Genomic DNA, 12,504 nt, shown 5'->3' on the forward strand with positions numbered 1-12,504 from the left:
ACAATCAGGGCATTACGCGCATTCGACCTGTCGTCACTGGGAGTGGAAGGTGGCGTCCGCCCGGTCGGTCGCCGTGCTCACCGTCTGCACGTTCAGCAGGTACTCCCAGTGGCGGACGTATCGCCCCGGGTAGTTGTACGACTCGTACGACACCCCCGCCGGGTCGGCGAGCCCGGCGCGCCGGTGGAAGGTGGCGTCGGAGGCGAACGCCGCGCTGCCGTCGTTCCTCTCCAGCCACACCTCGAAGTTCCTGTGCCGCAGGTAGTGGCCGGGGAAGTTGGCCGACTCCAGGGAGACCGTGCCGCTGCCGGACAGGCCGGGGACCACGCGGAACTGCGAATCGGCGAGCTTTCCGACGTTCGCCTCGATACGGGCCCGGTAGTCGTAGTGGCGCACGAACCGGTCGGGGAAGTTGTACGAGGAGAAGCGCTGCGGCGTGACCCCGTCGGCCACCGGGATGCCGAAGTCCGGCGTGCCGTCGGCCTTCCAGTACACCTTCTGCACGCGGGTGCGGCGGTTGGGGTCGTTCAGCGGGTCGCCGCTGATGTCCTTGTAGCTTCGGTCGTGGTAGACGAGGACGTCACTCTTGCCGTCCTCGGAGACGGTGAACGAGTTGTGGCCCGGGCCGTACTGACTGGTCGCGGCGCTGCTCGCGAACACCGGCGTGGGGCTCTTGCTCCAGGACGCCTGGCTGAGCAGGTTCGCGCCCGCGGAGGCGGTGAGCATGCCCAGGCAGTAGTTGCTGTCGGTGGCGCTGGCGGAGTACGTCATGAACACCTTGCCGCCGCGCTGGATGACCGCCGGACCCTCGTTGACCTTGTAGCCGACGGTCTCCCAGGAGTAGGTGGGCCGCGACAGCATCACCGGAGTGCCGGTGATCGTCCAGGGGTTGGCCATCCTCGCCAGGTAGACGTCGGTGTTGTTGTTCACGGACGGGTCGCGCTGTGCCCAGGCCAGGTAGCGCACGCCGTTCACGACGAAGGTGGTGGCGTCCAAGGAGAAGCTCTCCCACTGGGTCCTGATCTGCCCCTTCTCGGTCCAGGCCGCGGTGAGCGGGTTGGCGCCCGTGCCCTCCAGGACGTACATCCGGATCGCCCACACGTCGTTGGTGGCGCCCGCCGCGAAGTACACGTACCACTTGCCGTCGATGAAGTGGATCTCCGGCGCCCAGATGTGGGCCCCCATCACACCACTGGCGTGCTTGGTCCAGATGGTCGTCTCGGGGGCCGACTTCAGCCCCTGGACGGTGGTCGCCCGGCGCAGCACGATGCGGTCGTACTCGGGGACGGTCGCGGTGAAGTAGTAGTAGCCGTCGGTGTGTTTGAAGATGTGCGGGTCGGCCCGCTTCTCCGCGATCGGGTTGGTGTAGGTCACGGCGGGGGAGCCGGGGACGGCGGCCTGGGCGGGGGAGCCCGGTGCGACGAGGCAGGCCGCGAGGGCGAGCAGTATCGCCACCGCCAGGCGAACGGCAGTGCGTCTCAAGGGAGTTCTCCGGTTCACGTCAGATCGTGGGGACGAGGCGCCACTGCTGGCAGTCGTTGTTCAGCCACGTCCACTGCCGTACGTCGGCGCCGTTCGAGGTGGAGCAGCCGGCCACGTCGGCGACCTTGCCGGTGGCCTCGTTGACGATTCGGACGTGGTCGCCGCTCGCGGTGAAGACGAGGCGGTAGCGCTGGCACTTGTTGTTCAGCCAGGACCACTGCCGGATGTCGGCGCCGTCGGCGGCGGAGCACTCCGCGGTGTCCAGCACCTTGCCGGTGGCCGCGCTGACCAGCCGGCTGGTGTCGTCACCCAGGTCCTCGACCTTCCACTTCTGATTGTCGCCGCCGGTGCAGCTCCACTGGAAGACGTTGGTGCCGTCCGCGCTGCTGCCGCCCGCGACATCCAGGCACTTGCCGCTGTTGCGGTTGACGAGGGTGTACGACGTCGGGGTCGCCGCCGATTCGCCGGACGGGCCGGGGCGCGCGGCGCCGAGGGCGACCGGTGCGCCGAAGTCGGGGGTGCCGTCGGCGTTCCAGGTGAACTTCTGGGCGCGGGTGGTGCGGGCGTTGCCGCAGCCGCCGTTCGCCGAGGAGTTGGCGTGGTAGACGATCCAGTTCTCGGTGCCGTCGGGCGAGGTGAAGAACCCGTTGTGCCCGGGGCCGTACACACCGGCCGCGTCATCGCGCTGGAGGACCGGGGTCTGCTTCTTGGTCCAGGACGCCGGGGCGAGCGGGTCGGTGCCGGTGAGCTCCAGCAGCCCCAGCTTGTAGTCGGCCGTCCGGCACGAACTCGCGCTGTACGTCAGGAAGGTGCGGCCGTTCCGGTAGAGCGGCTCGGGCGCCTCGTTGACGGGGGAGCCCGACCGCTCCCAGCTCAGCGTCGGGCTGGAGATGACGGTGAAGGTGCTGCTCGCGAGGGTGTACGGATTGCTCATCGGCGCGATGACGAGGCTCTGCGTACCGCCGTTCACGAAGCCGCTGCCGACGAGGTACAGCCGGCCGTTCGCCTGGAGCACGCTCGCGTCGATCAGCCAGCCGCCCGGCGTGAGGTTCGAGCCGGTCAGCGACCCCTTGTAGGTGTACGGGCCCATCGGGTCGGAACCGGCGCTCTCCAGGACGTGGGTGCGCTGCGAGTCGCAGCAGGCCACACCGCTCCGTCCGGCGGAGTAGTACAGGTACCAGCGGCCGTTCAGGAAGTGGATCTCCGGCGCCCAGATGTTGGTGTCGCGGGTCGCGGTGGTGTCCGACCACACCTGGACGCTCGGCGCGGTGGCGAGTCCGGCCAGGGTCGGCGACTTCCGCATCGCGAGGATGCCGGTGAACGTCGTGGTGATCAGGTAGTAGTCGCCGTCGTGATACGTCAGCCAGGGGTCGGCGCCCTTGGCCGACTTGAGCGGGTTGGTGTAGGGCCGCCCCTCGGCCGCGGCCGGCTCCGCCGCGGCCGCCTGCGGGCCGGTCGCCGCCACGAGGGCGAGGAGCAGGGCGAGCACGCAGACGAGCAGGGGGCTGCGGCGCGTGGCCGCAGGGGAGATCCGGAGCATACGAGCCGCCTCTGTCGGTTCTTCTGTCCGTGATGTCGAACGCAGTTCGTGAATCCGGCCATGAATCCGGTCAGAAGATAAGGGGGGCCCGTACCTCCGTCAACGGCTCGGTCCAGGTTCGTAGGAGAGCTGCTTGAAACGGTGAGCCACAGCACCGCCTCAACCTCGCGGACTGCGGCTACCACGACCAGGCATCTGATCCATGAGTTCCGCTCGCTCGCGGGGATCACCCCGACCGCGTACGCACCGCGCTCGCCACTGGAGCGCAACCACGTTCCGCTCGGCGGGTGACGGCCTCGCCCGGACGGCCGTTTCTACAATCCACGGCCCTCCCGGACCCGCGATCGTGAAGGCATGACGAACACACCCGGCACCTCACACGAAGCCCCACCCGACGCCACCACCGTCACCCGGCTCTACGCCCGGCTCGTGGTCTCCGACGGCCCCCGGGCGATCGACTTCTACCGGACCGCGCTCGGCGCCGAGGAGATCGAGCGGTACACCGACCCCCAGGGGAAGATCGTGCACGCCATGCTGCGTCTCGGTGACGCGGTGATCGCCGTCAAGGACGCCGACGACGGCGACCCCGCACCGACCTCACTCGGCGGCACCCCGGTGATCATGGCGCTCGACGTGTCCGACGCCGACGCCGTCGCCGAGGCCATGCTGCGGGGCGGCGCGACGGTGGTGTACCCCGTCGCCGACCAGCACTACGGGCAGCGCGGCGGCCGTCTCGCCGACCCGTTCGGCCACCTCTGGATGATCTCCCAGCCGATCGAGGAGCTGACGCCCGAGGAGATCCAGGCGCGTACGACCGACCTCTTCACCTGACGATCTCTCAGGGGGTCTGCCGGACCGGTTCCTCCACCGCCGCGTTCGAGGCCGGCCGCCCGCCCGGGTGGCGCAGGGCGCACAGGTAGCCGATGCCCAGGGCGATGGCCATGCCGTAGAACACCCACTGGTTCGCCTCGGCGAAGTCCATGCGGATGGCGCCCATCGCGTCCCGGGTGGCCTCGGCGGCGGGGCCCGTGCCGGAGGGAGGCTGGGAGTCGCCGCTGCCCGTGATCGACTCGGTGATGTCGCGGGCCACGGTGTTCGCGTCGTCCGTGGACATGCCCCGGGACTGCAGGGTCTGCACCACCTTGTCGGTCGTGACGTGCGTCAGGATCGTGCCGTAGACGGCCAGGCCCACGCTCGCCGCGTAGTTGCGCACGGTCTGGGTGATGCCGGTGACCTCGCCGTACGAGGCGCCGATGGACCGGTTGACGGCGTCCGTGGAGGCAGGGGCGAGGATGAAGCCGATGCCGGCCCCGGCGAGGGCCGCGTACGGCCACTGGTCGTGCATGGACAGGTCGGTGAGCTTGTTCGCCCACAGGGCGAACCCGACGCAGCCCACCACCGTGCCCAGCTTCAGGGCCGGGCGCGCGCCCTTCTTGTCGAGGATCCGGCCGCCCCACTGCGAGGCGATCGCGAAGCCCACGAAGAAGTACAGCAGGAACAGGGCCGCCTGGTTCGGCGAGGCGCTCAGGGACACCTGGGCGTAGACCGAGGTGAAGAAGAACAACGGCACGAAGGCGAGCATCGAGAAGAACAGCACCGCCGCGTCCATGGCGAACGCCCTGTCACGGAAGACCCGCAGGTCGATCAGCGGATGCTCCACGTCGCGCTCGAACCGGACGAAGCCGTAGAGGACCGCGAGGCCGCCCGCGATGCAGAGCCAGGTCGCCCAGCTGTCCCAGCCCCAGGACCAGGCCTGCTGGAAGCCGAGGACGCTCAGCCCCATGCCGACCGCGATCAGGGCGGCGCCACGGACGTCCAGGGTGCCCGACCGCCGCCGGTCGGAGATGTGCGCCAGCGCGGTGAGGGCCAGCGCCACGATCGCCACGGGGACGTTGACCCAGAAGACGGCGCGCCAGGTCCAGTTCGTGAGCCAGCCGCCCAGCAGCGGGCCGAGCGCGGTCAGCGCGCCGGAGACGCCGAAGAACAGGGCGAGGGCGCGGCCGCGTCTCTCGACCGGGAACACCGCCACCACCACGGCCAGAGCCGCCGGGAAGAGCAGTGCCGCCCCGAACCCCTGGGTGGCGCGGAACACGATCAGCCAGGTCTGCGCCGCGCTGCCCTCGGGGACACAGCCGCACAGTACCGACGACACGACGAACACCAAAGTGCCGATCACCACGACCCGGCGTGGTCCGTAGAGGTCCGCGAGGCGCCCGCCGAGGGCGAAGAACGCCGCGAGGGCCAGCAGGTAGGCGTTCACCACCCACTGCATGCCGGAGGACGACAGGTTCAGCTCGCGGACGATGTCCGGAGCAGCGATCGACACGATGGTCTGGTCGATGAAGGTCATGGCGACGGCGAACATCATGGCCGCCAGTGCCACAGTCTGCTGCTGCGGCGCCGATCGGGTGGGGGTCGAGGTCTCGCCACGCCCCGGGCGCGTGCTGCTCACGCACTCAGTCTGCGCCCGGCCCTTTCATGTCGCATCACAAGACCACTTCGGTCCCGCGCGCCACACCGATACCCCCTAACGCGTCCCACGGCAACCCCTGGGCGGTGTGAGGACGACCTCCTCGGCCATGTGACCACGGTCCGCCACAGTTGCCGCGTCGAACGTGCAGGATGCGGGCACCAAGGAGGAACGGCACTCGAACGACATGAGAGGCACACGATGGTCCCAGCGGAACCGGAACCCCAGCGGATCGGCGTACCCGCCGAGTCCACTGCGGGCGAGACCAGGGTGGCGGCGACGCCGGCCACCGTGGGGAGACTTGTCGCGCTCGGATACGACGTGGTGGTCGAACCGGGAGCGGGAGCCTCGTCCCGCTTCTCCGACACGGCCTACGAGGAGGCGGGAGCCCGCCTCGGCGACCCGTGGTCGGCGGAGATCGTACTGAAGGTCAACGGCCCTTCGAGCGAGGAGATCGGCCGGCTGCGCGACGGGGCGACCCTGATCGCGCTCATCAGTCCCGCGCTCAACCCCGAGCTGGTCGAGGAGCTGACGCGGCGGCCGATCACGGTGCTCGCCATGGACGCCGTGCCGCGCATCTCGCGCGCCCAGTCCCTGGACGTGCTCAGCTCGATGGCGAACATCGCCGGATACCGGGCCGTGGTCGAGGCCGCGCACGCCTTCGGACGCTTCTTCACCGGCCAGGTGACCGCCGCCGGCAAGGTGCCGCCCGCCAAGGTGCTGGTGGCCGGAGCCGGTGTGGCCGGACTCGCGGCGGTCGGTGCGGCCCGCAGCCTCGGCGCCGTGGTCCGCGCCACCGACCCCCGGCCCGAGGTCGCCGAGCAGGTCCGCTCGCTGGGCGGCGAGTTCCTGTCGGTCAGTGCCGAGCAGGAGGTGAGCACCGACGGCTACGCCAAGGCCACCTCCGACGACTACAACCAGCTCGCCGCGCGGCTGTACGCCGAGCAGGCCGCCGACGTCGACATCATCATCACCACCGCGCTCATCCCGGGCCGCCCGGCGCCCCGGCTCGTCACCGCCGAGGACGTCGCGCGCATGAAGCCCGGCAGCGTCATCGTCGACATGGCCGCGGCCCAGGGCGGCAACGTCGAGGGCACGGTCGCGGGCAAGGCCGTCGTCACCGACAACGACGTGACGATCATCGGCTACACCGACCTGCCCGGCAGGCTCCCCGCCCAGGCCTCGCAGCTGTACGGCACCAACATCGTCAACCTGATGAAGCTGCTGACTCCCGGCAAGGACGGTCAACTCGTCCTCGACTTCGACGACGTGGTGCAGCGGTCGATGACCGTGGTCCGCGAGGGCGAGAAGACCTGGCCCCCGCCGCCGGTCCAGGTGTCCGCCGCGCCCGCCCCGGCAGGGGCCCCGGAACCCGTGGCCGTGCCCTCGGAAACCCCGGCGAAGCCCGCCCGGCCGGCGTGGGCGCCCTACGCCCTCGTCGGTGCCGGAGCGCTGGCCCTCTTCCTGGTGACCGCCTTCTCGCCGAGTGAACTCATCGGCCACTTCACGGTGTTCGTCCTGGCGATCGTCATCGGTTTCTACGTCATCGGCCATGTGCACCACGCGCTGCACACCCCACTGATGTCGGTCACCAACGCCATCTCCGGGATCGTCGTGGTCGGCGCGCTGCTGCAGATCGGGCAGGGGCACACGGCTGTCACCGTGCTGTCGTTCGCCGCGATCCTGCTGGCGAGCATCAACATCTTCGGCGGATTCGCCGTCACGCGCCGCATGCTCGGCATGTTCTCGAAGGGCTGATCACGGATGACCACAGTCACGGCCGCAGAGGCCGCCTACGTCGTCGCCGCGCTGCTGTTCATCCTCAGCCTGGCCGGCCTCTCGCAGCACCGGACCTCCCGCTCGGGAGTCGTCTGGGGCATCGCGGGCATGGTCATCGCCCTGGCCGCCACCGTCGGCCTGGCCTCCCGGAGCATCACCGCCACCGGCCTCGTGCTGATCGCCGTCGCCACGGCCGTCGGCGCGGGCATCGGACTGTGGCGCGCCCGGGTCGTCGAGATGACCGGCATGCCGGAGCTGATCGCCATCATGCACAGCCTCGTCGGCCTCGCCGCCACGTTCGTCGGCTGGAACGGCTACCTCGACGTCGATCCCGGGCTCAGCGGTTCGCTGCTCGGCATCCATCACGCCGAGGTGTTCATCGGGGTGTTCATCGGCGCCGTCACCTTCACCGGTTCGGTCGTCGCGTATCTGAAGCTGTCCGCGCGGATCAAGTCGAACCCGCTGACGCTGCCCGGCAAGCACATCCTCAACGTGGGTGCCCTGGTCGCCTTCGTCGCGCTCACCGTCGCGTTCGTGGCCCGGCCGAACATCGGCCTGCTCATCGCCGTCACCGTGGTCGCGCTCGCCCTCGGGGCGCACCTGGTCGCCTCCATCGGCGGCGGTGACATGCCGGTGGTCGTCTCCATGCTCAACAGCTACTCCGGCTGGGCCGCGGCGGCCTCGGGCTTCCTGCTCGCCAACAACCTGCTGATCGTCACCGGCGCGCTGGTCGGCTCCTCCGGTGCCTACCTGTCGTACATCATGTGCAAGGCGATGAACCGCTCCTTCATCTCGGTGATCGCGGGCGGCTTCGGCACCCCGGCGGCGGCCGCCGACGACGGCGAGCAGGGCGAACACCGGGAGATCAACGCCGAGGAGACCGCGGAGCTGCTCCGCGACGCCACCTCGGTGATCATCACCCCGGGCTACGGCATGGCGGTCGCCCAGGCCCAGTACCCGGTCGCCGAGCTGGCGCGCAAGCTGCGCGAGCGGGGCGTCGAGGTGCGCTTCGGCATCCACCCGGTCGCCGGCCGGCTGCCCGGGCACATGAACGTGCTGCTCGCCGAGGCCAACGTGCCCTACGACGTCGTCCTCGAGATGGACGAGATCAACGACGACTTCGCCGCCACCTCGGTCGTCCTGGTCATCGGCGCCAACGACACCGTCAACCCGGCCGCCACCGACAACCCGGCCAGCCCCATCGCCGGAATGCCGGTGCTGCACGTCTGGGAGGCGGCCAACGTGGTCGTCTTCAAGCGGTCCATGGCCGCCGGGTACGCCGGTGTGCAGAACCCGCTGTTCTTCCGGGAGAACACGCAGATGCTCTTCGGAGACGCCAAGCAGCGGGTGGAGGACATCCTGCGCGGCCTGGACGCCCTCGACGCGCCGGTCCCGGAGATGGCCGGCACGTCGCGCTGAGCCGTGCTCAGTCGTCGGGGACACCGTTGCCGCTGAGAGCGGGGACGGTGTCCCCGACGCGTGCCAGGGCGCCCGAGGGCGTGCCCGGCGCCCCCGCCCGTCAGGGTCAGTGCTCCCTGATGAAGCAGTCGGAGACATAGCCCTCGACCCTGGTCCGGTTGTTGTGGACGTACGTCCAGTGGTCCTTCACCGAGCCGTCCGGGCACGGCACGCTCTCCACGTTGGCCTGCCCGCCCAGCTGCGTGTAGCCGTCGCCGGGGTTGCCGTGCCCCCGCACGGAGGATGTGGTGCTGTAGCCGCTGTGAATCTTCACGCCTGTGGCCGTGAAGTCCCCCTGGGGCGGCGCCGCGGCGGTCGCCGTCGCGGAGAACAGAGTTCCCAGCAGCGTGAGTAGGGCTGTGGTCGTCACGCCGGCGTGCTTGATGCTCATGAGACTTCCTCCTGTCGCTGTGTGACCGATCGGTCACAGGCTGACACGGGGGTGTGGAGGTGAAGGCCACTGCCGGGGTGGCGCGGGGGGCACAGGTGGGGCGTGTGGAAGTCACGCCCCAGGCAGGCCGTGGCTTCTCGCCGCGTCAGTCCGCCGTCTGCACCGGGTTCGCCGTCACCCTGCGCAGCAGTGGCCTGCTGCCCCCGATCGCGGCGAGCATCGCCAGCGCGCCGACGGTCACGCAGAGGGCGAGCTGCAGCGCGCCGGAGCTGTTGACGGTGCCCCCGGCCGTCTTGTTGAGCTGGTAGCCGCCGAAGACGCCCATCGCGGTGGTGCCTCCGGCCAGGACGACCAGGGGCAGGACCGTCTCACGGACCCGGGCCCTGTCCAGCACCCTCAGCGAGGTGCCGGACAGTCGCAGCAGTCCGTAGACGCGGCGCCGGTCCAGGACACCGGCGGCGGCGGTCAGTCCCGCGGAGGCCGTCGCGACGAGGAAGCTCAGGAGCAGTGTGGCGGTGCTGACCGTGGAGACGCGGTCGGTGATGGTCTCGTCCGGGGCGGACACATAGTCCTGCGAGACCGGAAAGCGACCCTGCCCGGCGGGTGTCAGGGCGGTGACGGCCGCGTCGATCCGCTCGGGCCCGCCCGAGACCCTCGCGACCACGCCGGTGTTACCGAGCAGCACGGTGTCGAAGCCGCCGTCGTCCACCGTGCTGACGGTCGCCTCGACGCCCGCCCGGTCCAGCAGCGCACGGGCCTCGGCCGCCGTGTGCCGGGCGTCGGCGCCGCCGTCGCTCAGCACCGCGACCTGGTCGGGGTGCTCGGGGAAGCCGATGTCCAGCTGACTCACGGAGAAGAACCCGGCGACGAAGCCCGCCAGGACCAGACCGCTGACGGTGCGCCAGGCGCCGCGCGGGTCGTCGCTGAGCCGGCGGGCGGCCAGCAGCGTGGCCGGGCGGCGGGCGAAGCGGCCCGCGATCCGCCCCAGCCGGTCCACGACCCACGGACCGAACAGCCAGAACGCCCCGTAGAAGAGAGCCAGCAGCACGATCATCCGGCTGTTCGTGAGGTGGCCGCCTGTGCTCTGCACGATGTAGACCAGAGCCGCGGCGAACAGGACGAGCCGGATCATGCGGGTGCGGCGCGGGTTGGCCTGCTGGGCCACGCCGAGGGGTGAGGTGGCCACCTGGCGCAGCATCGTCACCGCGCTGACCGTGAGGAGGACGGTGACCCCCAGGACCACCGCCACGAGCCACGGCAGACCGACCCACAGATCGCCGGTGTACCAGGTGCCGACACCGTAGGGGACCCCGGCGAGCGCGGGCAGCAGCGCCGTGTACGCGAGGGCGCCCGCGAGGGCACCGGCGGCGCCCACGGCCGCCGCCTCGGCGGCGGTCATCGCGAGGATCTGGCGCGGGGTGGCCCCGGCCAGCCGCAGCGCGGCGAGCCGCTGTTCGCGCCGGGCCGCCCCGAGCCGTCCGGCCGCGGCGGCCAGTACTACCACGGGCACCACCAGCAGTACCGCGCCGAGCAGCGCCGTCTGCCGGTCGGCACCGGTGAACAGGCTCGGCTGGGATCCGGTGAACCCGGTGATCCGGGCGCGGGCCGTCTGCCCGTCGTCGTACCAGCCGCCGCCCTCCGCCGACTTGGAGACAGCCTGGTCGCCGGGTGCGCGTCCGACGACGGCGAGCAGTTCGTCCGGGGAGGCGAGTCCGGCGGCGCCGATCGCGCCGTACGACGCCGGTTTCGGGAAACGGTCGGCGAGCTGCCGCGCGGGCAGTTCGCGGATCAGCTCGGCCAGGGCGGGGGAGACGTACATCTCGCCCTTCTTCGGGAACGCCCGCAGACCCGGCGGCGCGGGGGTGGGGCCCCGGTCCGGGAGCTGGGCGAGGCTGACGACGGTGACCGGCCGGTGGCGTACGTAGGTCGTAGTCATGGCCTGGACGGCGGTCGCCGACCGGGCGGGAGCCGCCTCGGGGACGCGCCAGGCGGTGCGGTCGGCACGGGTGCCGGAGCCGAGGCAGGCGGCGATCATCACCAGCAGCACGAAGGCGCCGACGGCGGCGGCCGAGGCGGCGAGCACCTGGCTCTGCAGGCCGCGGCGGCCGGAAGAGCGGGCGAGGTGCCAGGTCAGGGGCAGGACAGGGGAAGGCATCGAGGTCTCCGGTGGCGTGCGCTCGGGGTCAGGCGACCGTGTACTGGTGATGGCCGCTGATCCGGCCGTCGCGGACCTGGAGGATCCGGGCGCAGTGGGCGGCGACGTCGGCGTCATGGGTGACCATGACGAGGGCGGCGCCCTGCTCGCGGGTGACGGAGGTGAGGAGCCGCACGACCCCCTCGCTGGTGTTCTGGTCCAGGGCGCCGGTGGGTTCGTCGGCGAAGACGACGTCCGGTTCGCTCACCAGTGCGCGGGCGATGGCGACGCGCTGGGCCTGGCCGCCGGAGAGCTGTCCGGGGCGGCGCTTCTCCAGGCCGTCCAGGCCGAGCGGCGCGAACCAGCGGCGGGCGCGGGAGACGGCCTGCCGGCGTGGGACGCCCTCCAGCATCAGCGGCAGGGCGACGTTCTCCTCGGCGGGCAGCTCCGGCAGCAACTGGCCGAACTGGAAGACGAACCCGAAACGCTTCCGGCGCAGCGCGCTCAGCCTGTTCTCGCCGAAGGTGTCGAAGCGCTCGCCACGCAGGAGGACCTGACCCTCGTCGGGCCTGATGATCCCGGCCAGGGTGTGCAGGAGGGTGGACTTGCCCGAGCCGGACGGGCCCATGATGGCCAGCGAGTCGCGCTCGGCGACCTCGACGTCCACGCCGGCCAGTGCGGTGGTGGGGCCGTACTTCTTGATGAGGCCGTGACCGGCCAGGACGGTGCTCATGACGCGATGTGCTCCCGGGTGGGGTGTCAGCGAAACGGTTCAGCGCTCGAACTTCCAGGTGACCCGCGGTGTCGCGGGATCTCCCTCCACCTTGATCACGCGCACGGGAATCGAGACCCGCGCGCCGTCGGCCCGTGCCGTGCACGTCTCGGTCGCACCGGCGACCGCCTTCAGATGGACCGGGCAGGACACGTCGTGGACGTCCTTGCCGACCCACGGCAGCGGGTGGTACCAGCCGTCGATACGGGCCTCGAGGATGGTCCGCTCCACCGCCGGGCGGCCGTCCACCTTCACGTAGAACGTGCGGGGGACGGTGTCGATCGTGGTGTGCTGAACGTCCTTCGAGGCCAGCTGCCAGGTGATGAGACCGCCCACGGCGGCCACGGCGGCCACACCACCGACGGCACCGACGAGGAAACCGCGCTGCATCTCGTACTCCTGGTTCGGGTCAGGGTCCAGTAGAGGAAGTGGCTCCACTCTCGTTGGGGGGTGCGGGCACGCGCCTCGGCCGTTCGGC

General features: G+C 70.9%; 10 protein-coding genes. 3 read left to right on the top strand and 7 right to left on the bottom strand.

The window, feature by feature from the left end; genetic code table 11:
* Positions 1-33: 33 nt before the first annotated feature.
* Positions 34-1,482, bottom strand: coding sequence for a family 43 glycosylhydrolase (locus tag ACQEV8_RS35185; protein WP_432968604.1), 1,449 nt, complete (start codon positions 1,480-1,482; stop codon positions 34-36).
* Between the two features lie 19 nt (positions 1,483-1,501).
* A complete protein-coding gene (locus ACQEV8_RS35190) occupies positions 1,502-3,022 on the bottom strand; it encodes a family 43 glycosylhydrolase (protein WP_432968607.1) in 1,521 nt (506 codons plus the stop codon).
* Positions 3,023-3,376: 354 nt separating this feature from the next.
* Here ACQEV8_RS35190 and ACQEV8_RS35195 point away from each other — a divergent pair, with 354 nt between their 5' ends.
* Positions 3,377-3,853 (top strand): VOC family protein, encoded by a 477-nt coding sequence (locus ACQEV8_RS35195; RefSeq protein WP_432968610.1) that lies wholly within the window; start codon positions 3,377-3,379, stop codon positions 3,851-3,853.
* A 7-nt stretch (positions 3,854-3,860) separates the two neighbouring features.
* Here the strand turns inward: ACQEV8_RS35195 and ACQEV8_RS35200 are convergent, their stop codons facing one another.
* Positions 3,861-5,390, bottom strand: coding sequence for an MFS transporter (locus ACQEV8_RS35200; protein ID WP_432973214.1), 1,530 nt, complete (start codon positions 5,388-5,390; stop codon positions 3,861-3,863).
* Positions 5,391-5,693: 303 nt separating this feature from the next.
* Here ACQEV8_RS35200 and ACQEV8_RS35205 point away from each other — a divergent pair, with 303 nt between their 5' ends.
* A complete protein-coding gene (locus ACQEV8_RS35205; RefSeq protein ID WP_432968613.1) occupies positions 5,694-7,250 on the top strand; it encodes a Re/Si-specific NAD(P)(+) transhydrogenase subunit alpha in 1,557 nt (518 codons plus the stop codon).
* A 6-nt stretch (positions 7,251-7,256) separates the two neighbouring features.
* Complete coding sequence (pntB, locus tag ACQEV8_RS35210; RefSeq protein WP_432968616.1) at positions 7,257-8,690, top strand: Re/Si-specific NAD(P)(+) transhydrogenase subunit beta; 1,434 nt, start codon at positions 7,257-7,259, stop codon at positions 8,688-8,690.
* 106 nt (positions 8,691-8,796) lie between these two features.
* On the opposite strand, the gene ACQEV8_RS35215 is transcribed toward pntB, so the two are convergent.
* The 4 genes from ACQEV8_RS35215 to ACQEV8_RS35230 all read right to left on the bottom strand — a co-directional run bounded on the left by ACQEV8_RS35215 (position 8,797) and on the right by ACQEV8_RS35230 (position 12,416).
* Positions 8,797-9,120, bottom strand: coding sequence for a hypothetical protein (locus ACQEV8_RS35215; RefSeq protein WP_432968619.1), 324 nt, complete (start codon positions 9,118-9,120; stop codon positions 8,797-8,799).
* A gap of 145 nt (positions 9,121-9,265) precedes the next feature.
* Positions 9,266-11,275 carry an FtsX-like permease family protein gene (locus tag ACQEV8_RS35220; protein WP_432968622.1) on the bottom strand — a complete coding sequence of 670 codons (2,010 nt, stop codon included), beginning with the start codon at positions 11,273-11,275 and terminating at the stop codon, positions 9,266-9,268.
* 28 nt (positions 11,276-11,303) lie between these two features.
* Positions 11,304-11,987, bottom strand: coding sequence for an ABC transporter ATP-binding protein (locus ACQEV8_RS35225; RefSeq protein WP_432968625.1), 684 nt, complete (start codon positions 11,985-11,987; stop codon positions 11,304-11,306).
* Between the two features lie 39 nt (positions 11,988-12,026).
* Positions 12,027-12,416, bottom strand: coding sequence for a DUF4333 domain-containing protein (locus ACQEV8_RS35230; protein WP_432968628.1), 390 nt, complete (start codon positions 12,414-12,416; stop codon positions 12,027-12,029).
* Positions 12,417-12,504: the final 88 nt, after the last annotated feature.

Origin of the sequence: Streptomyces sp. CA-179760, assembly GCF_050937045.1 — a bacterium.
Lineage (GTDB): Bacteria > Actinomycetota > Actinomycetes > Streptomycetales > Streptomycetaceae > Streptomyces.